23 protein-coding genes are annotated in these 23,965 nt (G+C 66.7%); 14 read left to right on the top strand and 9 right to left on the bottom strand.

Going from position 1 to position 23,965, the window contains the following annotated elements:
* Positions 1 to 66: 66 nt before the first annotated feature.
* On the bottom strand, positions 67 to 2,571 hold the full coding sequence (hrpB, locus tag VGM20_12695) for an ATP-dependent helicase HrpB (GenBank protein ID HEY4101723.1): 2,505 nt from the start codon (positions 2,569 to 2,571) through the stop codon (positions 67 to 69).
* 87 nt (positions 2,572 to 2,658) lie between these two features.
* Positions 2,659 to 3,231 (bottom strand): hypothetical protein, encoded by a 573-nt coding sequence (locus VGM20_12690; GenBank protein HEY4101722.1) that lies wholly within the window; start codon positions 3,229 to 3,231, stop codon positions 2,659 to 2,661.
* Between the two features lie 134 nt (positions 3,232 to 3,365).
* Between VGM20_12690 and VGM20_12685 the strand changes: the two genes are divergently transcribed.
* The 4 genes from VGM20_12685 to VGM20_12670 are packed head-to-tail and all read left to right on the top strand — an operon-like array spanning position 3,366 to position 8,846.
* Complete coding sequence (locus tag VGM20_12685) at positions 3,366 to 4,163, top strand: metallophosphoesterase (GenBank protein ID HEY4101721.1); 798 nt, start codon at positions 3,366 to 3,368, stop codon at positions 4,161 to 4,163.
* A 45-nt stretch (positions 4,164 to 4,208) separates the two neighbouring features.
* Positions 4,209 to 7,031 (top strand): insulinase family protein, encoded by a 2,823-nt coding sequence (locus VGM20_12680; GenBank protein ID HEY4101720.1) that lies wholly within the window; start codon positions 4,209 to 4,211, stop codon positions 7,029 to 7,031.
* 13 nt (positions 7,032 to 7,044) lie between these two features.
* The gene (locus VGM20_12675; protein HEY4101719.1) at positions 7,045 to 7,938 is read left to right on the top strand and encodes a hypothetical protein; all 894 of its coding nucleotides are present in this window, start codon (positions 7,045 to 7,047) and stop codon (positions 7,936 to 7,938) included.
* Positions 7,890 to 8,846: an EamA family transporter gene (locus VGM20_12670; protein HEY4101718.1), complete on the top strand. Its 957-nt coding sequence runs from the start codon at positions 7,890 to 7,892 to the stop codon at positions 8,844 to 8,846. The genes VGM20_12675 and VGM20_12670 overlap by 49 nt, the downstream gene beginning before the upstream one ends.
* Before the next feature lie 7 nt (positions 8,847 to 8,853).
* On the opposite strand, the gene VGM20_12665 is transcribed toward VGM20_12670, so the two are convergent.
* Positions 8,854 to 10,017 carry a hypothetical protein gene (locus VGM20_12665; GenBank protein ID HEY4101717.1) on the bottom strand — a complete coding sequence of 388 codons (1,164 nt, stop codon included), beginning with the start codon at positions 10,015 to 10,017 and terminating at the stop codon, positions 8,854 to 8,856.
* 117 nt (positions 10,018 to 10,134) lie between these two features.
* Here VGM20_12665 and VGM20_12660 point away from each other — a divergent pair, with 117 nt between their 5' ends.
* A complete protein-coding gene (locus VGM20_12660; protein ID HEY4101716.1) occupies positions 10,135 to 11,112 on the top strand; it encodes a deoxyhypusine synthase family protein in 978 nt (325 codons plus the stop codon).
* A gap of 6 nt (positions 11,113 to 11,118) precedes the next feature.
* Here VGM20_12660 and VGM20_12655 read toward each other — a convergent pair whose 3' ends face one another.
* Positions 11,119 to 11,802 carry a hypothetical protein gene (locus VGM20_12655; protein HEY4101715.1) on the bottom strand — a complete coding sequence of 228 codons (684 nt, stop codon included), beginning with the start codon at positions 11,800 to 11,802 and terminating at the stop codon, positions 11,119 to 11,121.
* 105 nt (positions 11,803 to 11,907) lie between these two features.
* On the opposite strand from VGM20_12655, the gene VGM20_12650 reads away from it, so the two are divergent.
* The 4 genes from VGM20_12650 to VGM20_12635 are packed head-to-tail and all read left to right on the top strand — an operon-like array spanning position 11,908 to position 14,597.
* On the top strand, positions 11,908 to 12,444 hold the full coding sequence (locus VGM20_12650) for an RNA polymerase sigma factor (GenBank protein ID HEY4101714.1): 537 nt from the start codon (positions 11,908 to 11,910) through the stop codon (positions 12,442 to 12,444).
* Positions 12,441 to 12,899 carry an isoamylase early set domain-containing protein gene (locus VGM20_12645; GenBank protein ID HEY4101713.1) on the top strand — a complete coding sequence of 153 codons (459 nt, stop codon included), beginning with the start codon at positions 12,441 to 12,443 and terminating at the stop codon, positions 12,897 to 12,899. Before VGM20_12650 ends, VGM20_12645 begins: the two co-directional genes overlap by 4 nt.
* 31 nt (positions 12,900 to 12,930) lie before the next feature.
* On the top strand, positions 12,931 to 13,455 hold the full coding sequence (locus VGM20_12640) for a hypothetical protein (protein HEY4101712.1): 525 nt from the start codon (positions 12,931 to 12,933) through the stop codon (positions 13,453 to 13,455).
* Positions 13,452 to 14,597: a hypothetical protein gene (locus tag VGM20_12635; protein HEY4101711.1), complete on the top strand. Its 1,146-nt coding sequence runs from the start codon at positions 13,452 to 13,454 to the stop codon at positions 14,595 to 14,597. Before VGM20_12640 ends, VGM20_12635 begins: the two co-directional genes overlap by 4 nt.
* A 21-nt stretch (positions 14,598 to 14,618) precedes the next feature.
* Here the strand turns inward: VGM20_12635 and VGM20_12630 are convergent, their stop codons facing one another.
* Entirely contained in the window at positions 14,619 to 16,502 is a 1,884-nt protein-coding gene (locus VGM20_12630; GenBank protein ID HEY4101710.1) for a serine/threonine-protein kinase, read from the bottom strand.
* 227 nt (positions 16,503 to 16,729) lie between these two features.
* On the opposite strand from VGM20_12630, the gene VGM20_12625 reads away from it, so the two are divergent.
* Complete coding sequence (locus tag VGM20_12625) at positions 16,730 to 17,371, top strand: hypothetical protein (GenBank protein ID HEY4101709.1); 642 nt, start codon at positions 16,730 to 16,732, stop codon at positions 17,369 to 17,371.
* Between the two features lie 140 nt (positions 17,372 to 17,511).
* Positions 17,512 to 17,637: a hypothetical protein gene (locus VGM20_12620; protein ID HEY4101708.1), complete on the top strand. Its 126-nt coding sequence runs from the start codon at positions 17,512 to 17,514 to the stop codon at positions 17,635 to 17,637.
* Between the two features lie 42 nt (positions 17,638 to 17,679).
* Here the strand turns inward: VGM20_12620 and VGM20_12615 are convergent, their stop codons facing one another.
* A complete protein-coding gene (locus VGM20_12615) occupies positions 17,680 to 18,339 on the bottom strand; it encodes a hypothetical protein (protein ID HEY4101707.1) in 660 nt (219 codons plus the stop codon).
* 38 nt (positions 18,340 to 18,377) lie between these two features.
* Positions 18,378 to 18,848: a hypothetical protein gene (locus tag VGM20_12610; GenBank protein HEY4101706.1), complete on the bottom strand. Its 471-nt coding sequence runs from the start codon at positions 18,846 to 18,848 to the stop codon at positions 18,378 to 18,380.
* 481 nt (positions 18,849 to 19,329) lie between these two features.
* Between VGM20_12610 and VGM20_12605 the strand changes: the two genes are divergently transcribed.
* The 3 genes from VGM20_12605 (at position 19,330) to VGM20_12595 (ending at position 21,718) form a co-directional block, all read left to right on the top strand.
* Positions 19,330 to 19,719 carry a hypothetical protein gene (locus VGM20_12605; GenBank protein HEY4101705.1) on the top strand — a complete coding sequence of 130 codons (390 nt, stop codon included), beginning with the start codon at positions 19,330 to 19,332 and terminating at the stop codon, positions 19,717 to 19,719.
* Positions 19,720 to 19,822: 103 nt separating this feature from the next.
* Positions 19,823 to 21,295 (top strand): pyridoxal-dependent decarboxylase, encoded by a 1,473-nt coding sequence (locus tag VGM20_12600; protein ID HEY4101704.1) that lies wholly within the window; start codon positions 19,823 to 19,825, stop codon positions 21,293 to 21,295.
* A gap of 54 nt (positions 21,296 to 21,349) precedes the next feature.
* Complete coding sequence (locus tag VGM20_12595; protein HEY4101703.1) at positions 21,350 to 21,718, top strand: hypothetical protein; 369 nt, start codon at positions 21,350 to 21,352, stop codon at positions 21,716 to 21,718.
* A gap of 9 nt (positions 21,719 to 21,727) precedes the next feature.
* Here the strand turns inward: VGM20_12595 and VGM20_12590 are convergent, their stop codons facing one another.
* Both VGM20_12590 and VGM20_12585 read right to left on the bottom strand, forming a co-directional pair.
* A complete protein-coding gene (locus VGM20_12590) occupies positions 21,728 to 22,543 on the bottom strand; it encodes a carbon-nitrogen hydrolase family protein (protein HEY4101702.1) in 816 nt (271 codons plus the stop codon).
* Positions 22,544 to 22,549: 6 nt separating this feature from the next.
* The coding region (locus VGM20_12585; protein ID HEY4101701.1) for a M13 family metallopeptidase at positions 22,550 to 23,965 on the bottom strand (1,416 nt) is incomplete at its 5' end.

Below are 23,965 nucleotides of genomic sequence, written 5' to 3'. Positions count from 1 at the left end.
GCGCGGCGCTCTAACGGAGTGTTGACGAAGGAGCTGCCGCCCGGAGGCTCGGGCCAAGGAGCCGATTCAGGACCGTTTCTTCGGCCCCCGGACCGCTTCGGCTTCGAGCGGATTGTCGGGCCAATGATGCTTTGGATAGCGACCGCGCAGGTCCTTCCGCACATCGAAATAGCCATTCGCCCAGAACGAGGCGAGGTCACGTGTCACCTGCACCGGTCGGCGCGCCGGCGAGAGGAGATGCATCGTGATCGGAATACGGCCGCCGAGAACTGTCGGAGTCGCCGTCATCCCGAAGACCTCCTGCAGCCGCACCGCGACCACCGGTGCCGCGGGGTCGCTGTAGTCGACCTGAACGCGCGAACCGCTCGGAACATCGATCCGCTCGGGCGCGAGTTGGTCGAGGGCACGACGCTGCTCCCAGTCGAGCATCCTCAGCAACGCACTCTTCATGTCGATGCCCGCGAGCTGATCGAGGTTGCGCACCCCTGCCAGGTCCGGACCGAGCCACTCATCGAGCCGCTCGGCGAGTGCGTCAGCACTCATGTCTGGCCACGACGCGTCATGATGGTGGACAAACCCGAGCCGCGCTCGAAGTGTTACTGCGTCACCCCACGGCAGCGCGTCGATGCCGATCCGACCGATCCCCGCGCGAAGGGCAGCGCCCACGCGCTCCGCATCGGGAGAGGCGAGTGCCGTCTCGCGGAGCACCAGCGCGCCCAGCATCGTTCGCGAGCGTGCGACGACCCCGCGAAGCTCATCGCTCCAGGCGATCTCGTCCGACGTCGTGACCTGCTCTGCCGCGCACGCCATGAGTTCCGCGATGTCGAGTGGCGCGGCGAGGGTGACACGTCCGTCGCGTCCCGCGTCGTCAATCGCCGCGGCAACGATCCACTCCGCATGGGCAAGTGGATCGTTTGTCGGCAGCGTCGCGCCACGGCCGTTGCGCAGGAGAAATCGCCCCGGTGCGTCGCGCCGTTTCGCCACGCGGTCAGGATACGCCAGCGCCAGCAGCAAACCGGCATCGAGATCATCGTCCCCGGTGCGCCCGCCACGAGCGAGCGCAACGCGACGCTCCCATTCACGGGCGCTCTCTCTCATCCGCGACGCCGCGCCCCGGTCGAGGGTCGCCCCTGCCAGCTGCATCGAATCGACGTCGCGGCCGACCGCATCAAGTCGCAGCGTGACATCCGCCGGTGGCGCGCTACCGCTGCCACGCAGGATGTCGCGCTCCTCCAGCAACGCCACCAGCGCGCACGCCGTCGCGATCGACCGCGGTCCCGCCTCCCGTGCGCGGACCAGCATGTGCGCCAGGCGTGGCTCGGCGCCGAGCTCGACCATGGCGGTGCCGTGCTGGGTGATCCGGTTGTGCAGGTCGAGTGCCCCGTGAAGGCGCAGTAGTTCCTGGGCCTGCGCAAAGGCGGCCGCCGGTGGCGGATCGAGCCAGCGCAACTCCGCCGGATCGGTGAACCCCGCAGCCGCCAGATCGAGCGCCAGCGAGGCAAGATCGGCGTCGAGAATTTCAGGTCGGGTGAACGGCACGAGGCCGGCATCCTCCGCGGCGCTCCAGCAGCGGACGCAGATCCCCGGTTCGAGGCGCCCGGCGCGGCCGCGGCGCTGATCGGCGGAGGCGCGCGATACGCGAACTGTCTCGAGCCGCGTCATCCCGGTGCGCGGCGAAAAGCGCGGGATTCGCATCGCACCACTGTCGACCACGACCCGGATGCCGTCGATCGTGAGCGACGTCTCCGCGATGCTCGTGGCGAGGACGATCTTCCGTTCCCCAGGTCGAGCCGGAGCGATCGCCGCGTCCTGCTGATCCGCCGCCATCGATCCGTGGAGCGGATACACCGTGACGTCGGCCGGGATCCCTCCGGCCAGTCGGTCGGCGGTGCGATTGATGTCGCCGGCACCCGGGAGAAAGACGAGGATCGAACCGCTCTCGACCGCGAGTGCGTCGCGCACGACGCCGGCGACATGCGCGTCGAGGCGCACGCCGTCGCGGGACGGCGCATGCCGCGTCGTCACGGGAAAGCTCCGCCCGTCGCTCCGGATGACCGGGGCATCGCCGATGAGCGTCGCGACGCGTTGTCCGTCGAGCGTCGCCGACATCACCAGTATGCGAAGATCGGCGCGGAGCGATTCGCTCGCCGCGAGGGTCAGCGCGAGCCCGGTGTCTCCGACGATCGAGCGTTCGTGGAATTCGTCGAAGATGACGAGGCCGACCCCCTCCAACGACAAGTCGTGCTGCAGCATCCGGGTGAGGATTCCCTCGGTCACGACTTCGATCCGCGTCGACGGACCGACGCGCGTCTCGCGGCGAATGCGATAGCCGACCGTCTCGCCGATCCGTTCACCGAGCGTCGAGGCCATTCGTGACGCCGCGGCTCGCGCGGCGAGGCGCCGCGGCTCGAGCATCACGATCCGCTGTCCGCGGAGCCACTTCTCCTCGAGAAGCACGAGCGGGACCCGCGTGGTCTTCCCCGCGCCGGGCGGCGCCTCGAGCACGGCGGCGCGATGCTCGGCCAGCGCGGCGCGCAGTGCGGGAATGGCGGATTCGATCGGGAGGGACATCGGGGGGAAGCTAGATGCGCTGGATGAAAAGCAGCGCGGCGGCCCCCAGGGGAGCCGCCGGCTGGACAACTGCTGCGTGACGACGAACTAGAAGTGAATGCCGCCCTTGAGGACGAACTCGCCGCTGCCGTAGGCGCCGACGGAACCGCCAAGGCCAAGCTTTGCTTCGACGAATGGCATCAGCTTGCTGTTGGCCATGAAATTCAAGCCACCCATGATGTCGAGGCCGACGCCGCCGCTGCCAAAGTCGCAGCCGGGGCAGTTATCGCTGTTGCCGATGGAGTAATGCGAGTACACCAGCCCCGCGCCGACGTAGGGCTTTACGTTGCCCTTTGACGAGATGTCGTAGAGACCATCGGCGGAAATCTGGAAATAGTGCTGCTTCACATCGCAGGCATCCAGGGCGCAATAGTTGTAACTGCCGGGGAAGTAGTAGTCGAACGAGGCCCTGCCGGTGATCGGATGCCCGCTCAATTCCGCCAGATGGAACTTCACGAACGCGCCGACGCCGAGGTTGAAGTGATCCGCATAGGCGGCCTCCACACCAAACCGGGTCCCTGCAGTCTGCGCCTGCGCATGCGCCGCGACGGGCGCCACGATCGCCAGCCCGAGAGCGGCGGTCGAGCCGAACGTCATTCCACGAAGCAGTTTCACCAGCATGAAGCCTCCTTAACGGGGTAGAGTGAATCCCTAGGGTAAAGTACCAATTTGACTACTTTTTGACCGGTTACACAAGACGTAACCCCTGTAACCGCCGCCGTCTAGGGCATTGGTACAGAGCCGTACCTTTCAGCATGCGAACGATTCTCCGGGCCGCCGACCTCCACCTCGACCACGTCACCGGCGATGGCCGCGACACCCTGCGCGCCACATTGCGCGAACTCCCCGGCCAGGCCGTCATCCTGACCGGCGACACCTCGATCGCCCCGCACCTCGTGGCCGATCTCGAGTTCATCGCCGACGCCGTCCGGCGCCCAGTCTACCTCGTCCTCGGCAACCACGATCACTACGGTTCAAGCGTTGCCGCGGTCCGCGACGCCGTTGCCGAACTGAACATGAGACGACCGGATATCACCTGGCTTCCGCCCGCGGGAGTCGTTGATCTCGGCGACGGAACTGTCCTCATTGGCGTCGACGGCTGGGCCGATGGGCGGGCCGGTGATCCCCTTGCCACGCCGCTCCGACTCAACGACGACAAGCTGATCGCCGAGATCGCCGCCTTTGCGTCGCGCCAGGGGAAAATCGCGGTCAAGCGCGAACTCGCGAACGGCGACGCAGCGCGCCTGGCGGTGCTGCTCGACTGCGCGGTCACGGTGGCTCGCCACGTGATCGTCGCGACGCACGTCCCACCGTTTGCCGAGGCGCTCCCGACCATGGGACGCCTCGCCGACCCGGCGTGGCTCCCGATCTTGGTGTGCGGCGCGACCGGTGCGGTTCTGCAGCAGTTCGCCGCGGCGCACCCGACTCAGCAATTCACGGTGTGGTGCGGTCATACCCACGTGGCAGCCGACGTCGCGATCGCGCCGAATCTCCGATGCGTCGTGTCCGGCGCGCGGTACGGCGCGCCAGCCATCGAGTCAGTCGACGTGTAGGTCGATCCCGCCGTTACCTTCCAGCCGACCCCTTCGGGAATCACGATGCGCCTCACCATCCTCGCGATGATCGTCGCGGCCGGACGCCTTGCCGCACAGCATCCAGCCGCCCATCCGCCGGCGACGGCACCCCGTCTCCCGGCCGACACCGCGCTGCACGTGGGACACCTGTCCAACGGACTCAGCTATCTCATTCGTTACAATAGCTATCCGGCGCACCGCCTCGAGCTGCGACTCGTCGTCCGCGCGGGCTCGATCCTCGAGGCGGATGACCAGCGCGGCCTGGCGCATTTCATCGAACACATGGGGTTCAACGGGACGACGCACTTCGCGCGCAACGACCTCGTCAAGTATCTCGAATCGATCGGGGTGAAATACGGCGCCGATCTCAACGCCGAAACGTCGTTCGACGAAACCGAATACATCCTCCCCGTACCCAGCGACAAGCCGGAGCTGGTGGCCCGCGCATTCGACATCCTGCAGGACTGGGCGTCCGGCGACAAGTTCGACAGCGCCGAGGTGATTGGTGAGCGCGGCGTCGTGCTGGGCGAGTGGCGAAGCGGTCTCGGCGCCGGATCGCGGATTCGCGACAAGGAACTCCCGGTCCTCTTCCAGGGGTCGCGCTACGCCGTGCGGCTCCCGATCGGCGACACCGGGATCATCACGCGGGCGACCGCCGCGCCGATGCGCAGATTCTATCGTGACTGGTATCGCCCCGACCTGATCGGCGTCATTGCGGTCGGCGATTATCCGCTCGATTCGTTGCGCGCGCTGATCAAGAGCCGCTTCGGCGCGCTGAAGAATCCGGCACCGGAAAAGCCACGCGTCGACGCACCGGTCCCGGATATCGCGGGGACTCGCGTGGCGATCATCACCGATCCCGAAGAGACCACCGAATCAGTCGAGCTCCTCGTCCGCCGCCCCACGACGCACTATCACACCGAAGCGGACGAGCGGCGGACCGAGATCAATTCGCTCTTCAGCACCATCGCGTCGCAGCGGATGCAGGAGCTGAGCCGCCGGCCGGCAGAACCGTTCGTCACGGCGTTCTTCGGCCCGGGAGGATTCATCCGCGACCTGCAATTGTTCGAGCTCGCCGTGACCGCCAAGGAAGGGGAGAGCGCCGCCGCGTTCGAGGCCGCGCTGCGCGAACTCCGACGCTTCGAGGAGCACGGCGTCCTCCCGGCCGAGCTCGACCGGGCCAAGGCGTCGATGCTTCGCGCACGCGAAGACGCGGCGAAGGAAGTGGGGAAGAGCGAGTCGGCCGGCTTCGTCGGCGCCGCGACGTCGTTCTATCTCTTCGGCAACACCGTCGTGTCGGCGACCGATCGGTACGCGCTGGCGAAGCGGATCCTCCCGACGATCACCGTCGACGAAGTCAATGCCTCGATCCGCGAGATGGCGCACGGCAACGATCGTTTCATCGCGGTGGTGGCGCCTGACAAGGCGAAGGCGACGCTGCCGACCCGGGATTCGCTCCTCGCAATCCTGGCGCGCACCGACACGATGACGCTGCCGGAGTGGGTCGAACATTCGGTCACCACCGCGCTGGTTCCCAACCCCCCGCCACCGGGGAAGATCGTCTCCGAGACCACCTACGCGAATCTCGGCGTCACCGACTGGAAGCTGTCGAATGGCGTGCGCGTGCTGATCAAGCCGACCGATTTCAAGGCCGATCAGGTCCAGGTCACCGGCGAAGCGGCCGGCGGCATGTCGCTGATTCCCGACGACCAGCTCACCAACGCGGCGTTCGCGACGGCGGTGATGCAGCAGAGCGGAGCCGGCGACTTCGATGCGATGTCGCTCAAGCGCAAGTTGACCGGCAAGATCGCCTTTGCCTTCCCGCAGGTCGACGAAACCAGCGAGGGCCTTGGTCTCGTGACCGCACCGCAGGATCTGGAGTCGGGAATGCAACTCCTCTGGCTCACCGGCACGGCGCCGCGGCTCGATACCAACGCCGTGGCGGCGTTCCGCACCCAGGTGCGCACCGTCCTGCAGAACCGCAGCGCGCAACCCGAAGCGGTGCTCAGCGACACGATCGCATACACACTGGGCCAGGGATCACCGCGCGCGCGCCCGATGACCGCCGCGCGCGCCGATTCGTTCGACGCCACGCGTGCGCTCGCGATCTACCGGGACTGGTACCGCGACTTCAACGGCTTCGTCTTCATCATTGTCGGCAACGTCAAGGTCGATTCGCTGCGGCCGCTGGTGGAGCAATGGCTCGGCGGGTTGCCGTCGTCCCGCACCGAGCATGCGTGGCGCGACGTGGAACCACTTCCCCCCGCTGCGGTTGTGACCAAGGTGGTGCACAAGGGGAAGGAGCCGGTGAGCGAACAGATCGTGCTGTTCAGTGGACCGGCCGATCCGGCGGGACCAGCGGACGATCTCGCCGGCGACGCTGCGGCAGAGATCATTCAGGAGCGGCTCCTCGACAAGCTGCGCGAGGCGATGGGGGCGACCTATGGCGTCGATGTGTCGACCACCCTGGAACGCGTGCCGAGAAAACGTTATCGCACGATCATCGATTTCAAGTCGGCACCAGCGCAGGCCGACACTCTCTGGTTGGCTGCGCAGCAGATCATTGCCAGCTTTCGGGCCGACGGTCCCAAGGCCGATGAGTTGCAGAAGTTCACCGAACAGTCCCGCCGCGAAACGGAAGTTGCGGTGAAGACCAACGAGTGGTGGATGCAGCAGCTCGCCGACTACGCCGACCCTGATGGTCCGGAGATCGGCCGGCCACTTGCCGAGATGCTCGACTGGAGCGCACGCCTCGACGCCCTCACTCCCGACCGGGTCCGGGCCGCGGCGCTGCAATACTTCGATCCGGCGCGTGTCGCGCGGTTCGTCCTGCTGCCGGAACAATGATGAGGTAATCGCCATGGGATCCATCGAAACCCACCGCCTGCTTGCAGTCTTCCTCCTCGCTCCCGGCGTGCTCGGTGCGCAGGCACTTGTGACCAGGGATCCCAACCCGCCGCGTGTCGCCGAGGCACGATTCACCGGCGCGCGGCTGATGAAATCCGGGATCGCATCGCAGTTCGACTCGCTCGGCGACGTACCGATGGGAGCGGTTGGCGATCCGGTCACGGTGTATCTCTTCCCCGATGGCGATCATCTCGAACACACGGTCCACGCGAAGATCGTCCGGCGGCAGCGCTTCCAGCCGCCCACGTCGTGGCGCGCGGCGTGCGATGAGATCGCGCATCCGGGCTGGTTCTTTGCGCTCACACCCGCTGCGCGCGCGCCGTTTGCCGTCATCGTCCCGGGGACCTTTCCGGCGCCCGAGGTGAAGCCGCTGCCGCCGGTCGCTCGCGACGGCGCGTGGCAATTCTTCAAGCGCGTCGCCGATTCGGCGTGGGATCGCTACCGCACCTTTCTCCATCCGGCAAGCGACATCGCCCTCGGCTATGCGCACACCGATTTCTGGACCGACAAGGATGACGCGCTCTGGTCGAAGGTGAAGATGTTCGGGGTGCGCGGCCCCGGCGGCCGGACCTACGCCGCATTCTCATTTGCGATGCGGGATGATTATCCTGACAGGCCGAACACCGCGCAGACATGGATCGTCGACGCGTGGGGCTATCCGGTCGCAATGGCCATCGGGAATGTCGACATCTATGGTACGGTCGATGACGGAGCGACAGATGCGGTGGTCTCCTCGAGCGGGCTCATCCGCTGGGATGGCACGCAGTGGCAGATCCCGCACGTCTACTCCGAGGAGCCGTGCCTCTTTCACAAAGTGATGGATCCGCCGCCCGGAGCTCATCCGTAACACCGTCGCGCGCGGTCCTCGTCGCCGCGTTCCTCGTTCTCTATCTCGTCTGGGGCTCGACCTATCTCGCCATCCGTGTCGCGGTGGCGGAGGTCCCGCCGTTCGTCCTCTCGGGGCTGCGGTTCATCGCCGCCGGTGGGACGCTGCTCCTCTGGCGCCGCTGGCGCGGCGGCATCGCTCTCCCAACCATCCGTCAGTGGCTCGGCGCGGCAGCGGTCGGCACGCTGATGGTGGTGCTGAGCAACGCGGCGGTCGTCGCAGCGGAAGAATCGCTCGCATCAGGCGTCGTGGCGTTGTTCGCCGCGGGGACGCCGTTGCTCATCGCGCTCTTCGACCGGCGCCGCACCGGTGCAAGGCTCGGCCGCGGACGGATGCTGGGCGTCCTCCTCGGCACCGCCGGCCTCGCCATCCTCGCCGATTCGGCGTTCGTCGCGGTGCATGACGTGCGGCCGATTCTGCTCCTCGTGGTATCCGAGATCGCCTGGGCGGTGGGGTCGACGTGGGGTCGCGACTGGCCCGCACCGGCGGATCACCTCATGGCGAGCGCCGCGCAGATGCTCGCCGGCGGAGTGATTGCGCTCGCGGCAGGTGTCGTCACTGGCGACCTCGCGCTGCGGCACGGCCAGTCGATCTCACTCGGCGTTGTACTGGCGTGGAGCTACCTCGCCATCGCGGGATCGCTGCTCGCGTACCCGGTCTTCCAGTGGCTCCTCTCGGTCGCCGATCCAACGGCTGTCGTCAGCTACACCTACGTCAACCCGATCGTCGCACTCGCCCTCGGCGTGGTCTTCGGACATGAAGTGCTGACGGTGCGCACCATCATCGCGACGGTGGTGCTGATTCCGGCGGTGGTGCTGGTGGTGAGCGGGACCGCGGCGCCGAAATCCGATCAGGATCGCGCCGGCTGACGCGGCGTCACGAACGTCCGAAGGCGCGGACGGCGTGCACCGGAATCCCGCCGTTGGTGGTGCGGAACAGCTCATCAAACGCCAGCGCCGTGTGCCCTTCGAGAACGCGGTCGGCGGTGAGCATCGTCAGCGACGACCGCGGCAGGCGCGCCCGCATCAGCTGACCGATCGTGGCATAGAGGTCCCTGAGCTTGGCACGTTCGCCGATCCGCGTACCGTACGGCGGATTGGTCACGACGTATCCGGGCGCAGCATCATCGGGCGTAGCAGAGAGGGCGCCGAGCCCGAAATTCACGTCGGCCGCGACCCCGGCGCGTTCGGCGTTCGATCGCGCGGCGTCGATCGCGCCCGCATCGCGGTCGCGGCCGATGATCACCGACGATGCAGCGGCAAGTTCAGCCGCCAGCGCCTCCCGCCTGGCGATCTCGAAGATCGGACCGAAGCCCGGCCATCGCTCCGCCGCGAATCGTCTGGCACGCCCGGGCACCATCCGGCGCGCGATCATCGCGGCTTCGATCGCGATCGTCCCCGACCCGCAGAGTGGATCGAGCAGCGGCACCTCCGGATGCCACCCGCTGGCGATGACCAGCGCTGCAGCGAGCGTTTCGCGCAGCGGTGCCTTGGCCACGGCCTGGCGATACCCTCGTCGATGCAGCAGCGCTCCGCTCGCGTCGGCGGAAAGGGTCACCGCATCGCGCATCACGCGAATCACGATCCGCTGCATCGCAGGGACCCGCTCGAGATCCTCTTCCATCGCCTCGGCGGATGAGGGGGCGCGCACCGCCGTCACGCCCGACGACGCGCTCAACGCTGCGCGCTCGAGCCGCTCGGCGATGGCGTCCTGATGGTAGAGCTTTGATTTCTTCGACGTGACCCGGAAGTGGACGGCGCCGCCTTTCGCGACGAACTCCGTCCATGGAACGGTTGCCGCGTGACGTTCCAGCTCCCCGAACGTCCGCGCGTGGAATGTCGCCAGGCGCACCGTGATGCGGTGCGCCGTGCGAAGCGATAGGAGCGCCCGGGCGAGCAACGATGGCGTGGCGTCGAATTCGATGCCGCCAGGCTCGGCGCGGCCAGGGACAGCGCCGATCGCGGCGAGTTCGCCGGCGAGGATCGTTTCGAGCCCGGGAGTCGTGCTTGCGAACGCGGTGAATGTGCCGCCGAGAGGCATCGGAGCAACGTAACGGCGGCCACAGCAGTCACGGCTCCCCACGCCGATCGCGCTATCTTTTGCCGCCCGCCGCAGCCGGTCGGTGGGCGATCATCGACCTCAGCCAGGGCTGCGCCAGTGACGACCCGTCCGATCTCCGACTTCCTGCGGCATCACTACCGCCATTTCAACGCCGCGACCGTCATCGATGCCACCGACGGCTACGTCGCGCATCTTGGCCGCGGCGGCAAGATGATGATCACCCTCGCCGGTGCGATGAGTACGGCAGAGCTCGGACTCTCGCTCGCCGAGATGATCCGTCAGGACAAGGTCCAGGCGATCACCTGCACCGGCGCGAATCTCGAGGAAGACATCTTCAATCTCGTTGCGCACGATTACTACGAACGCGTGCCACACTACCGGGACCTCACGCCGCACGAGGAGAAGGCGCTCCTCGACCGGCACATGAATCGGGTCACCGACACCTGCATACCCGAGATGGAAGCGATGCGCCGCCTCGAAGGCGCGGTGCTCGAAGAATGGGTCGCGGCCGATACGGCAGGCGAGCGCTACTTCCCGCACGAGTTCTTCTATCGCGTGCTGCGCAGCGGAAAGCTCGAGCAGCATTACCAGATCGATCCGAAGCATTCGTGGATGCTCGCGGCGTGCGAGCGAAACCTGCCGATCTGGGTTCCCGGCTGGGAAGATTCGACGCTCGGCAACATGTATTCGGGACATTGCATCACGAAGGACGTGAAGAACGTCCACACGGTGCGCACCGGGATCGAGTACATGATGACGCTCGCCGAGTGGTACATGGCGAACGCCAATGGCGCAGGGATTGGCTTCTTCCAGATCGGCGGCGGGATCGCCGGTGACTTCCCGATCTGCGTCGTCCCGATGCTCCATCAGGACCTGCAACGCGAGGACATTCCGGTCTGGGCGTATTTCTGCCAGATCAGCGATTCGACGACGAGCTACGGATCGTACTCGGGCGCCGTTCCCAACGAGAAGATCACCTGGGGGAAGCTCGGCATCGACACGCCGAAGTACATCATCGAGAGCGACGCCAGCATCGTGGCGCCGCTCGTGTTCGCGATGATTCTCGGCCAGTGATCCGCGCTACTGCTTCGTGGCGGTCAGGACCAGGTCGCCTTCGACGGACTTGGTGAGGAGCACCGTCCACTTGTCATCGGTGGCGAGGGTGAGCTCCGTCGATGCGAGCGCCGTATTGCTGCCCGGATTCGCCACCGTGAAGGTGTAGGTGGCCGGAACGAATGGGATGTAGAAGCCGTATGGCGCCGGCGGAGGCTGCGATCCGGCCCCGTATGCAAAGCTGCCGAAGTGATAGACTGAGTCGCTGTTGGCCTGGTAGACGACCACGTCGAATGGTCCGACCCCCGGCGCCGAGTTGACCAGCAGCACGCTCCCGACAATCGACTTGTAGCCGCCGTTTCCGGGATTCGTGGTATTGGTGTCTGTGGCCACCGACACCGCACCCGGCCCTGTGAGGACCACGGTCTGGTTGCCGTTCGGATTCACCGACACATTCGTATCGACCAGCGACGCGCCGCCCGACCCATTGAGTTGCAGGTGGTGCGACCCCGGAGCGACGAGGACCGACGTCGATTGGCCGATTGCCGGAAGGGTGACGCCGGCCTGGTCGACCTTGAGCTGAGCGCCGGACGCGGTGAGGGCGTTGACGATCCGCAGCGAAACGCTCCCCGATGGCACCGGGACGCTGTCGGTACAGGCGGTGGCGAGCATCACGGCGAGGGCGCCGCGGACAAGAATCGGGACACGCATGAGAGCCTCGGGTGTGTGGAGAGCTGACGGTCGATACAGCAAGGACTCCCGGTGCCCCCCCGGAGTCACATGTGACCCTCGTCGAACGCGCGGGGTCTGGCATAGGTGACGGCGACAGATCAAGAACTGGTCGACCGGATCGCCCGGGGCGACAGCGAGGCACTCGGTCAGCTCATGGCGAAGTATTCGCCGGCGCTGATGCGCTTTGCCACGCACTTTCTCCGCTCCGCGGCCGACGCGGATGAGGTCCTCCAGGATGTCTTTCTTCGTGCCGAACGCGCCATCCGCAAAGGGACCAGGCCGGAGCGGATGGAGGCGTGGCTTTTCCGGATCGCGGTCAACCGCTGCCGGTCGAAGCGGCGCCGATGGTGGCCGTTCGTGTCGGGCCGCGAAGCCGAATACGCCATTGCCGCCACCGCGGCGTCCGATGCCGAATCGGGACCGGAGTGGCTGGCAGAGATCAATGCGGCACTCGCCGCGCTCTCACCGGTGCTCCGCGAAGCATTCCTGCTCAAGCACGTCGAAGGGCTCGAGTATCAGGAGATGTCGCTGAGTACCGGCGCCAGCATCCCGGCGCTCAAGATGCGGGTGGCTCGCGCGTGCCAGGAACTGCGCCAACAACTTGCGGAGGTGAAGCGATGAGCGACGAACTTTCTCCCGACGATCCGCTGCGACGTGCGGTGGATGCGCTGCGCCGCCCGGTCAACGTGACACCCGGACTCCCGGAGCGAGCGCGACGCCGCGCGCGACGCCGCACCATTGCGCGCGGCATCCGCGTGGCGATGCTCGTGGTGGCGATCGGCATCGCTGATTTCCTCTTGAGGCAGCACGATGGTACTGCGGTCACGTTCGCACTCACGGCACCGGCGGTCCACTCCGTTGCCCTGGTCGGCGATTTCACCGACTGGCGCACCGACCGCGTCGAACTGCATCGGGCCACCGGTGGGGAGTGGACGGCTACGGTCCGCCTCGCCCCCGGTCGCTACCGCTTCGCGTATCTTGTCAATCAGGATGAATGGCGAGCCGATGCGCGGGCCGCGAATGCGCCCGACGACTTCGGCCGTCCCACTTCGGTGGTCACGGTGGTGAGGGAATAGGATGCGGACCGGTCTGTTGACCTTCGTTCTCATGGCGGCCGCCTCGCCGGCGCGGGCACAGGATCCGCGGATCGGCGCGCGATTTTCGGCCAGCGACGCAGCGCGCCTCACCGCGTTGATCGACAGCGCGGGCCGCGAGAATCTCCCGACCGATCCGTTGGTGTTGCGTGCGCTCGAAGGGCAGGCCAAGAGCGTCCCGCTCGACCGCATCGTCGACGCACTCGACCGGCTTCGCGACGCGCTGCACACCGCGCAGGCAACTCTCGGCCCCGGCGCGAGCGTACCGGAGCTCACCACCGCCGCTGCCGCGCTGCAGGCCGGCGTGCCCGGCACGCGACTCGCCGAACTCCGGCAACTGCGCGGCGGCCAGCCGCTGACAGCGCCACTTGGCGCATACCTCGATCTGGTGGCGAGCGGAGTGAGCACGGCGCAGGCGTGGCGCACCGTCACGGATCTCGCCAAGCGTCGCGCCAGTGACGGCGACTACGTCCGCCTGACCAACGATGCGGCCGGCAAACGGGGACACCCCCCCGCGGGAAGCGGAGACATGGAATGAAGACCACGACGATCGTTCTCGTTGCGCTGGCAGCGTACACCGCGCCGCTTGCCGCGCAGTTCTCGCTCGAAACCGGCAGCGGCCAATCGCGGCTCGATCAGCTTCCGTCGAGTTCGCTGACGCGCATCTCCAGCGCGTTCCTCTCCTCGACACCTCGATTCCGTCTGTCGTTCGACGGCGGCGTCGATGATCACGTAGGCCTCGGCGTCGAAGGTCGGTTCAGCGGCGCGGCGCACTACCGGACGACCGCCGCGGGTTGGTCGCTTGACGCCGGACCTGTCGTTGAAAGCGGTCAGAGCATCGCCGAGCCGTGGGCCACCACCGCGGCGGGCGAGATCGGCGCGGAACGCACCATCGGTCCGGTGACGGCACGCGCGGCGTGGGACGAGGGGATGGCGTGGATCGGCGCGCAGAACAGTTCGTGGTCGCGGCCGATGCTCGACGCAGAGCTTCATCTCAAGGCGTGGCACTTCGGTGCGTCGTGGCAGAGCACCAGCAATCGCATCCCGGTGTCGTCAATCCGTGGTGATGCGCCGCCGATTGCCGGAAACAGCGACTCCCTCGGCACCGGCTCGTTCCACGATATTCGCGACTTTGCCGTCCGGATGGCGTGGGACCACGGGCTCTGGTCGATGAACGCGCGGGCAGGCCGGCGATTCGGCGTGAGTGTCACTCCCGAGACGTGGTGGGAGGGAGAAGGCGCCATGCGGATCACGCCGATCCTGTCGGTCGTGGTTCGCGCGGGACAACTCGCGGCAGACCCGATGCTGGCGTCGCGCGGCGGCGGATACACCACCGCCGGGGTCAAGCTCGATCTGATTCACCACACCGCCGAGACGGCCGTCGTACCTCAACCGGCCGCGCTCGCGTCGGTGGTGCGAGAGAATGCATCGACCGTCCATCTCTACCTGATGCTCCCGGATTCGACGCACACCGCATCGCTCACCGGCGATCTCACCGAGTGGCGCGCACAAACCCTCAAGCGCACTGGTGACGGACGATGGGAAATCGTCCTCCCCGCAGTTGCCGGAGTGTATCGCGTGGAGCTCAGCACCAACGGTGGGGCGTGGCAACCGCCGGCTGGCCTGCCGTCAGGCGATGATGGGTTTGGAGGTCGGGTCGGATTGCTGCTGGTGCGATAGGCCGCACCGCGGCGTGCCGGATTACGGCACTGAATCCCGGTGAGGCGGGGGGCGATAGCCGTGCGCCCGGATCGAATCGCCGATGTGCCGCAGCGAATCCATCCGCAGCGTGAATCCGCGCCCCATACCGGGATTGACCTCGATATACGACGACGGCCCGCCGCGCCCCATGTCCTGCGACCAGGGCTGCCCCGGTGGGAGGCGTCGCAACTGCCCCAGCAATTGGCCGGCGCGCCGGATCGTGCTGCCGAACGGCGCGGCTCCGGTCGGCCGGTAGACCGGGTCGCTGTTGAGCGCGTTATAGCCGAAGCTCGTTCCCGGCGCGGCGTTGCGGATGTACAGCGACAACGTCACCGAATCGTTGCTGCCGTGCCGAAGATTGAGATAGATATACGCGTCGGATGGCCCGGTTCCCGGTGCACGGTTCCCCCGCCAGCTGCTGTCGATCGTCACCTTGTCCCATTCACCGAAGCGCGTGAGCCGACGCTCCAGTTCGGAGGCGATGTCGTGCTCGAGGGCCGAGTCGGGCCCGTGACGCCCCGGCAGCACGATCGTCAGTGAGCGTGTCCCGCTGACCGTCGCCGCCACGTTCGGGATTGTTGGTGCGCTCGGAGTACCTCCCGGCGGAACGACGTTCGCCGCCGGCGGGCGGACGGCCATGGGAAGTTGCGCCGCGTATTCGCGCAGCCGCGCGCGCACCAGTGAATCGGTGCGCTCGATCTGGATGTCGAGCGGCATGGAATCGACGCTCTTCGCCGGCGGCTTCCTGGCGTACTTCGGGTCGAGCTGTTTCAGTTGATCGCGGAACGCCTCGGCGATCGCGAGCGAATCGGCGTGCGTCATCGGCTTGGTGATCGTGGCTGCGTCGCTGGTGTCGCCCGACCCGACGCGGCCAACGGTGCTGTCTCGCGTGACCGCGTTGATCGCATGACGCTGCGTCCACCAGAATCCGCCGGCGACGAGCACCACGACGGCGATCGTCGCGAGGACCAGCGGCACCGACGATGCCCTGGGGCGCAGCGCTTCGCCGCCGCGGTGCGCGTGGGCAGCAAGCGCGCCAGAGATCTGGTCGAGTTCGGCGAGAATCGCTTCGGCGTTCGGCGGCCGGTCTTCCGGCGACTTGGCGAGGCAATGCTGCACCAGTCGCGAAAATGCTTCGGGAACATCGGACCGCAGCTCGTGCAGCGGCGACGGCACGCGGGTCAGCTGCGCGGTCATCGTCGCGGTGGGCGATGGTGCCGCGAACGGGCTCGCGCCGCTCAACAGTTCGTAGGCCAGCAGCCCGACTGCGTAGATATCGACTCGCTGATCGGCTTCGGGATCGGCCGCGAGTTGTTCCGGCGCCATGTATGCCGGCGTGCCAATCGCCATCCCCGAGGTCGTGTGCCCCGGACCGGTCATCGGAAGCGCGGCGTTCAGCGCCTTCGCCACGCCGAAATCGGTGACCAGCGCATGCTGGCCGTCGGAGAGGATGTTGGCCGGCTTGATGTCTCGGTGCACCACGCCGCGCGAGTGCGCGTAGGCAAGCGCTTCGACCACGTCGCGCAGCAGGCGGATGACTTCGGCGAGCGGCAATGGCCCGCCCCGCTGCAATCGTGTGCGGAGTGACTCACCGGCGATGTAGGGCATGGTGAACCAGAGGAGCTCGCCATCCTCACCGGCATGGAGCAACGGCACGATGTACGGATGCGACAGCCGGGCGGCGAGCTGGACTTCGCGACGGAAGCGGTCGCGATTGACCCCGGCGGCAAGATCCGGCGGGAGCACCTTGATGACCACCTCGCGGCCGAGCGCGTGCTCGCGCGCCACGAAGACGCGGCTCATCCCGCCACCCTCGAGCTCGCGCTCGATGGTGTAGGCATCGCCGAGGGCGTGCTGGAGATGCTCGACCAGCGTGTCGGTCACGCAGCCTTCATCCGGAATAACCCCTGTCCCGCATGGTGTGGCGGAATTGTTCGACGAGTGACTCGTCAGACTGCCGGCTTCGATGATCCCGAATCCAGAGAATATACGGCTCCCCTCTGTCCAAGGCTGAGACACTCACTGTCCTGAAACGGTACGTCGCGGGCTCTCGCCCGGCTTCGTTACCGGGTAGATTCGCGACAGTCATCCAACGCCGCAGAGGTCTCGCGATGCGCATCTTCCCGCCGATCGCCGCGCTGCTGCTGGGCATCGCCACGGGCTGCAGCAATCCCAGGCCGGTCCATCTCACCCGGTTGAGCGGTTGGACCGTCCGGCCGGACGATCCCACGGCTGATGTCAGCAAGTTGACGCTGACGCCGATGAACCCCGGCTGGCACGTCGCCACCGGGCCGGTCCACGCGATCTTCTTCAAACCGGAGATGGCTGCGTCGGGGAACTTCACCACGACACTCGACACCTATTTCTTCGGTCCTCCGGGGAGTGACCCCGAGGGATACGGCGTCATCGTGGGTGGGCGCGACCTCTCGGGGCCAAGTCAGGCGTACGTCTATTTCGTCGTCGCCGACAACGGGACCTATCTCCTCAAGCGGCGATCGGGAAACCGGGTCTCGACGGTGGTCGACTGGACGCCGTCGAGCGCGATCAGGACGGTACCGGCGGGAGACAGCGGCAACGTGGAGAATGTCCTCTCCGTGCACGCGACCCCCGATTCGGTGGAATTCGCGGTCAACGGAACGCCGGTGACGACCCGTCCCCGCAGCGAACTGGTCGTCGATGGCGTGGTGGGATTTCGGGTCAATCATTCCCTGTCGGTACACATCGCGGGGATCACCGTCGCCAGCGACGAGTAGGGGACAGTCCTGGCTCAACCTGGGACACTACCGAGTAGCCAGGACCCGGTGCCGAACCCGGGGCCGGTGGCTATGTTACCGGAGGCCGCCGGGTACCGGCGACCGGTCGATCAGCGAACCGCGGACCATGGAGTTGTTCGATGTATCACGCGCTCTATCACAAGCTGCCGGAATACGCGTGGATCCTGGCATTCATCGCCAGCATCATCGTGATTTTCGTCGTCGCGAATGTGGTCGCGGCGATGCGCGGCTATCGCGAGAAGTAGCTCCCTTCCGATCGGTGCGGCGGCCGCGCCGCGCCGACCCCGTCAGAATCGCTCCAGCTTCCCCTTGTCGAGGAGCGCCCAGCAGCAGAGGGCGACGTGGGTTTCGTGCCCCTCGATCAGCCTGCGGACGGTGGGCGCGCGCATTCCCTTGAACACCACCCGTGCGGCGCGCATGACGCCGGCATCGCCTTCGGGCCAGATCCGCGGGTGGCCAAAGCCGAAGATCGCAACCATGTGGGCGCTCCATCGCCCCAGCCCGCGAAGGGTCATGATCTCGGCGACGAGCTGATCGGCGTCGAGCACGCTCCATCGCGCGCGTGGATCGCCCTGCTCGGCCAGAAAGAATCCCCAATGCGCAATCGCCTTGCGTTTGGCCCGCGAGAGCGAATGTGATACCGGCGCGTCCTCTGGCGTCGCCATCGCCCACGCAATGATGCCGTCGATGTCGCCGTGCGCAGCGAGGAGCGTGTTCATGATGCTCCGGGCCGCCGCCGTGGAGACCAGCTGGCCCACGATGGTGCGGACGACCAGATGCGACAGCGGTCGCTGGTCGGGGATGATCCGCTCGATCGGATGTGCCAGGGTGCAGAGCCGTGCGAGCCGCTCGTGCCGCGCCGAAAGCTCTCGGCGTGCCCGCGCGTGGGAGGCGCTCCTGCTCTTGCGTACGCCCCCGAGGCGCGTGGCATCACGTGATCGCGGCATGCGGACAAACTAGCCGCATGCCGCGATGGTCGACCGGGCTATTCCTTGGTCGCGGTCCAGTTTCCGTGGAGGATGACGGAGCCGGCGGGCTCGACCGGCAGCGTCCACGTCGACGTTCCCGACATCGTCGTCGATGACGTGAGCGACCCGTGATCCTGCGTCTGCAGCTCCTCCAGCACGAAGGCGACATCTCCGTTGTCGGAACGCCCGGCATGAAGCACCTCGTTGCCGAGCACGAGGTCGGTGTCGTTGGCTGCGATCGTCGTGAGTGCCGGTGTCGCGCCGGCACATCCCACGATCCCGGCACCAACCTGCTGGCCGGTGAAATCTTCGCCCGTCTGCGTGATGGCGATCTTCAACTTCCCGTGACAGGTGATTGTCTGGCTGGATACTGAGGAATAGGTGAAGTCCCACGTCCCCGACACGCTGGGCGGATCGGGAACGGACGTGCCGCTGCATGCGACCAGGGCGGAGACACCGACGACTGCAGCGAACAGATGAGAGCGCATTGTTCCTCCGTGGTGATGGGCCGGCTGCAGAACCCTTTCAGATTAACGGTCGGTACCGACGGTGGGGATAGCGATTCGCAGAGAGGGCACCGCGCCGATCTCGAACGAAGAGCACGGAACCAGCCCCGCCTCGGGGCCAGGAGATTCCGGTGCGACGCTGCGGAGCCCCGCGAAGGCCGTACTCAGGAGGAGCCCGATCGACGGCTCCCGCGATGGAAGCGTTTGCACTCCATCGAGTTGGACCCCGGAGGCAGGCCGCCAACGCGACCAAGCTAGCGCGTCCGATGGTGCGGCGATGGTCCGGAAAATCCCCGTGACGCGTTCGCAATACCACGGCAATTGTCGGCGGCCCGACAGCCCCCACCAGTCGGTAAGAATCGCGTCAAGGAAGCGCCCGATACCGATCCACCCGCTGTGATCGCCGCTGTCTCCCCTGCGTCACCCATGGCGAAGCGTGCCCCATGGGCCGCAAGGAGGAACGATGCAGCTCGGATTCTATGCGGCGTCTCTCGCCGCAATCGCCGCGACAGTGGGTGCCGGCGCGACTCGCCACGCCTCGCAGCCGCCGAGGCTCGACGCCGAAGTGCGTTTCACCAACCATCTCTCCGGAAACCGGAACTGGTCGCTGGCGGCGAACGGCGCCGTCATCTTCGGCGATGTCCGGCCGAATGAAACCACCGCGTATTCGGCGCTCAACGACACCATCATGCATCTCACCCTGGTGTTGCGAGCCGGCGACTCGGCTGCCGCATCGACCAATTACAAGTTCGCGGCGGGATCGTACTACACCGTGACCGCAACGTATGGCAACGGCGTTCGCCCGGAACTGGCTGTGGAACGCGACCGACCGCCGGGTGACACGATGCCCTGACTGGTCGTTGCCCGATACCCGATCCGTTCTGCGGTGGCCGATCCGGCGGTAACCGGCGATAATGCTCCGCGAGTCTGGTCATTCACCACCTTGCGGAGCGGACGTGCCCGATCTTCATCCCGATCTTCCCGCCGCCGAATTCACGGCGCTGGGTCACGACGTCATCGATCTTCTCGCCCAGTATTTCTCCGAGCTCGACACCGCTCCGGCCTTTCCGGCGTGCAAGCCCGATGAAGTCGCTGCGCTCTTCAGCGGTCCGCCGCCGGAGCAGGCCGAGCCGGTAAGCACGATCCTCGCCGACTGGCGCGACAAGATCATTCCCAATTCATCGCGGCAGGGATCTGCGCGATGGTTCGGCTTCGTGAACGGATCGGGGAGTCAGATCGGCGCCCTCGCCGATGCAATGGCGAGCACGCTCAATCCCAACTGCGGCGGGTGGCGTGCGTCGCCCGCGGCGACGGAGATCGAGCGCTGCACCGTGCGCTGGCTCGCCGAGCTGATCGGATATCCCAGGGATTGCGCCGGTGTCCTGCTCAGCGGCGGCACGATGGCCAACGTCGCGGCGCTGCGCACGGCGATGGTCGCCAAGGCCGACTGGGATATCGGCACGCACGGCGTACAGGGACGCGGTAGCGCCGGACCGTTGACCGTCTACATGGCCGACCACGAAACCCACGTGTCGCTGGTGCGCGCGGTCGACCTCCTCGGCCTTGGCCGCGCCGCGCTCCGCGGCGTCCCGTCGAATGACGATTTCACCATCAACACCGCCGCGCTCGAGCAGATGATCGACGCCGACCGCGCCGCTGGAATGACGCCGTTCTGCATTGTCGGCCACGTCGGATCGATCAACGTCGGCACGATCGACGACATCCCTGCGCTGGTGGAGATCGCCCGCCGACAGAACCTGTGGCTCCATCTCGACGGCGCGTGCGGCGCCCTGGGCGGGATGCTTCCCGAACTGCAACCGCTCCTCGGTGCACTTGGCGAGGCGGACTCCGTGTCGTTCGACGCACACAAGTGGCTCGGTGTCCCGTACGAAGCAGGGTGCGTCCTCGTGCGCGACGAGCACGCCATGCGGCGCGCCTGGTCGATGCAGGCGACCTACCTCCTTCCGGCGCGCGAGAACGAATACGACGGCCTCAACTTCTTCGACTACGGGCCGCAGTTGTCGCGCTGCTGGCGCGCGCTCAAGGTCTGGATGACGCTGCGCTATTACGGCGCCGAAGGGATGCGGACCTTCTTCCGCCAGACGATGAAGTGCGCCACTCGGCTGCATGAGCTGGTGAGCGAGTCCGACGATTTCGAAGTGGTCCAGCCGGCACCAGTGCTCTACATCTACGCTTTCCGCTGGGCGCCCAGGGCCTTGCGTGGCAACGATGCACTGCTCGACGAACTCAATCAGCGGATCTCCGACGAGCTGCAGCATCGCCTCCTCGCCTTTGCGATGACGACGCGCATTCGCGGGCGGGTGACGCAGCGCCTGTCGATCTGTTCGCATCGCACCACCATCGCCGACATCGAGGCGACCTTTGCCGACATGCAGCGGATCGGCCAGGAGCTCCTCGCCGCGATGTGACCCGAGACGGAAGCGCGTCGTCCCCCACTGTGCCTTTCAGCTGGAGTGGACACGATGCGTGCAGCATATGCAATCTCACTCGCTGCAGCGGCAGTGGCGACGATGGCAATGGCGGGCCCCAAGATCCTCCCGTCGAGCTCGGTACGATTCGCGAATCGTCTCGGGATGAGCCACATCGCCACGCTGTCGGCGAATAACAAGGTGCTCTTCGAAAGTGTGGCCGCCGGATCGCAGACCGATTTTGCCACGGTGACCGACACGATGGTGACCTTCTCACTCAAGATCGAAGGCGATACCGCCACGGCAACCCGGACGCAATCACTCGCAGGCGACACCAGGTACACCGTCACGGCCACGATGGGCGCCGGCAATCAGCCGACGCTGTCGGTCGACCGCGAACAGGCGAAGGATCATCAGCAGTGAACTGGTGGCTCACGCGATGCGGCGGCGTTCGGCGAAATCCCCTTGCGCCGCCGTGGGGCCGGGTCCGTTGAACAGATAACGCGGGTAACTCCGGCGCGCCGCCGCCGGCGCGGCGAGATCAAGATCGACGGTAATGCACGGAGTTGCCGCACTCGTCGTCGCGAGGATTGTTCCGTCCGGCGAAATGATCCAGCCGACGCCGCCGCAATTGCCGGCGGCGTCGACGCGGTTGGATGAAACGCAATACGCCCCCGAGCGCACTGCTGCCACCACACCGACCGCCAACCATTTCGCCACAGTGGCGGCAGCTGTCGCGCGCGGCGCGAAGATCACCTGGGCATCACCGGCCGCATAGCCGGCGTAACTCTCCAACGCCCACAATTCGCTGCAGATGTTGAGTCCGAACACCAGCTCGCCGGAACGAAACTCCGGAAACTCGGCGTCGCCTCGGTCGAACCAGCGTGTCTCCCATTCGCCGGGTTGTGACGGGAGATGAAACTTCCGCCGCAACGGCCGCAGGCCATCCGACGCCGACCAGCAGAATCCCTGGTTGTATCGCTTCCCCCCGATGGTAATCGGACCGGTACCGATGACCTGCCTGGCGTGCAGCTCGCGCAACAGCGCCAGCCATCGTTCGCTCGCTTCTTCCGCACGCTCCCACCGCGCGGCGTCGAACGCCGGAGCGTCCCACAGCGGCTCGACCATCGCAAGCTCCGGAAGCAGGACCAGTTCCGACTCGTGACGCCAGCTGTGCTCGCAGAGCTTCGCCCAGGCCGCGGCGAGCACATTCGGCTCGTGCGGCAATTCACACGCGGTGACACGCATCGACTGCTACCAGATCCGTACGCGTGCGGCGGGTGGGAGATAGAGCCGATCGCCGGGTTTCACGCCGAACGCGCGATACCAGGCGTCGAGATTCCGCACCGTCGCGACGCGATACATCTCGGGCGCGTGATCCTGGCCGAGTTGCGCGCGCATCGCCGAGTCGCTCAAGCGAACTCGCCAGCTCCTCGCAAAGGCAAGGAAGAACTCGCGATCCAGCGGTGCGACATACGCCGTGTCACTCGCCCGGGCGCCGATGGAATTGTGGAATGCGTCGAGCGCCGCAGAGAGACCGGCGAGGTCGGCGATATTCTCCGATGCGGTGAGTGCCCCGTTGACCGATGCGTCAGGGAATGGGTGATACTGGGAGAATTGGTCCACGAGTGGCCTGGCGAGTGAATCGAAGCGCGCAAGTTCATCGCCCTGCCACCAGCGACGCATCGCCCCCGTCGTGTCGTACTCCGCACCGAGGCGGTCGATGAAATGACTGATGTCGTGGCCGATGATCGCACCGATGGCGCCGTACGTCGCCGCGTCAGAGCCCCGCGGATCATAGCGGGGAGGCTGCAGCAGTCCGGCGGAAAATTCATAGGCGTTCTGCTGGAAGATGAGGATGGCGCCGACGGTTTGCGGCGCGATCCACCAGTCGGATCGATCGACCGGCAGCCCGATCTGTGACACCGCGCGACGCCGACGCTCCGCAGCAACCCGCCCGAGATTGCCGACGGGATCGTGCGGATCGATCACCAGCGCGGTGTCAGCCGGCCATCGTTCCGGATAGCCGATCCCGATGTACAACGTGCGGAGCTTCTCCAGCGCCAGCGAGCGGGTAGCCGCGGACATCCAGGTTGCCGACGCGACGCGTCGCGCAAACGCCGCAGCCACGCCGGCGACCGCGTCCTGTACGCGACGCTTCTGGTCTGCCGGGAAATACCGCTCGGCGTACACCGGGCCGATCTCGTCGCTCATCGCAGCCATGGTGGCATCGAGCGCCCGTTGCGCTCGCGACGCCGGGGCGGGCGCGCTGCTGATCGCGTCGTGCATCGTACGTGCGGCGTCGGCGAACTGATGCGGCAGGATATCGGCGTTGTCGTCGAGGAGGTGAAAGCGGAGATAGTCCTGCCACATCGCCACCGGTTCCGACGCCACCAGCGATGCCATTCCGGTGACGGCGCTCGGTTGCCAGGCGACGATCCCTGCCGTCGTGTCGAGTCCGGCCGCCGCGAGGAACGCCGGCCAGTCGATGCCGGGAGCGTTGCGCACGAAGTCCGCCGGCATCCAGACGTGGTCGGCGTTGTGGTCATTCTCGGTAGCCTCGTGCGTTGCCTGCGTGCCGGCGATCGAGATTTCGAGTGCGAGCACGGCGCCGGCGCGAAGATCGGCGTGATCGAATCCCGCCAGGCGCAGCATCGTCGTGATGTAGTT

This window comes from Gemmatimonadales bacterium, from assembly GCA_036500345.1.
Classification (GTDB): Bacteria; Gemmatimonadota; Gemmatimonadetes; order Gemmatimonadales; family GWC2-71-9; genus Palsa-1233.
The sequence above is the reverse complement of the archived record's forward strand: the minus strand, read 5'-3'. Positions and strand labels throughout refer to the sequence as shown.

Coding starts and splice junctions, on each gene's coding strand:
- VGM20_12590 (HEY4101702.1), bottom strand. CDS start 22,543: ATGCGTGTCACCGCGTGTGAATTGCCGCACGAGCCGAATGTGCTCGCC.
- VGM20_12635 (HEY4101711.1), top strand. CDS start 13,452: ATGAAGACCACGACGATCGTTCTCGTTGCGCTGGCAGCGTACACCGCG.
- VGM20_12595 (HEY4101703.1), top strand. CDS start 21,350: ATGCGTGCAGCATATGCAATCTCACTCGCTGCAGCGGCAGTGGCGACG.
- VGM20_12615 (HEY4101707.1), bottom strand. CDS start 18,339: ATGCCGCGATCACGTGATGCCACGCGCCTCGGGGGCGTACGCAAGAGC.
- hrpB (HEY4101723.1), bottom strand. CDS start 2,571: ATGTCCCTCCCGATCGAATCCGCCATTCCCGCACTGCGCGCCGCGCTG.
- VGM20_12675 (HEY4101719.1), top strand. CDS start 7,045: ATGGGATCCATCGAAACCCACCGCCTGCTTGCAGTCTTCCTCCTCGCT.
- VGM20_12685 (HEY4101721.1), top strand. CDS start 3,366: ATGCGAACGATTCTCCGGGCCGCCGACCTCCACCTCGACCACGTCACC.
- VGM20_12645 (HEY4101713.1), top strand. CDS start 12,441: ATGAGCGACGAACTTTCTCCCGACGATCCGCTGCGACGTGCGGTGGAT.
- VGM20_12610 (HEY4101706.1), bottom strand. CDS start 18,848: ATGCGCTCTCATCTGTTCGCTGCAGTCGTCGGTGTCTCCGCCCTGGTC.
- VGM20_12690 (HEY4101722.1), bottom strand. CDS start 3,231: ATGCTGGTGAAACTGCTTCGTGGAATGACGTTCGGCTCGACCGCCGCT.
- VGM20_12680 (HEY4101720.1), top strand. CDS start 4,209: ATGCGCCTCACCATCCTCGCGATGATCGTCGCGGCCGGACGCCTTGCC.
- VGM20_12625 (HEY4101709.1), top strand. CDS start 16,730: ATGCGCATCTTCCCGCCGATCGCCGCGCTGCTGCTGGGCATCGCCACG.
- VGM20_12620 (HEY4101708.1), top strand. CDS start 17,512: ATGTATCACGCGCTCTATCACAAGCTGCCGGAATACGCGTGGATCCTG.
- VGM20_12640 (HEY4101712.1), top strand. CDS start 12,931: ATGGCGGCCGCCTCGCCGGCGCGGGCACAGGATCCGCGGATCGGCGCG.
- VGM20_12605 (HEY4101705.1), top strand. CDS start 19,330: ATGCAGCTCGGATTCTATGCGGCGTCTCTCGCCGCAATCGCCGCGACA.
- VGM20_12655 (HEY4101715.1), bottom strand. CDS start 11,802: ATGCGTGTCCCGATTCTTGTCCGCGGCGCCCTCGCCGTGATGCTCGCC.
- VGM20_12665 (HEY4101717.1), bottom strand. CDS start 10,017: ATGCCTCTCGGCGGCACATTCACCGCGTTCGCAAGCACGACTCCCGGG.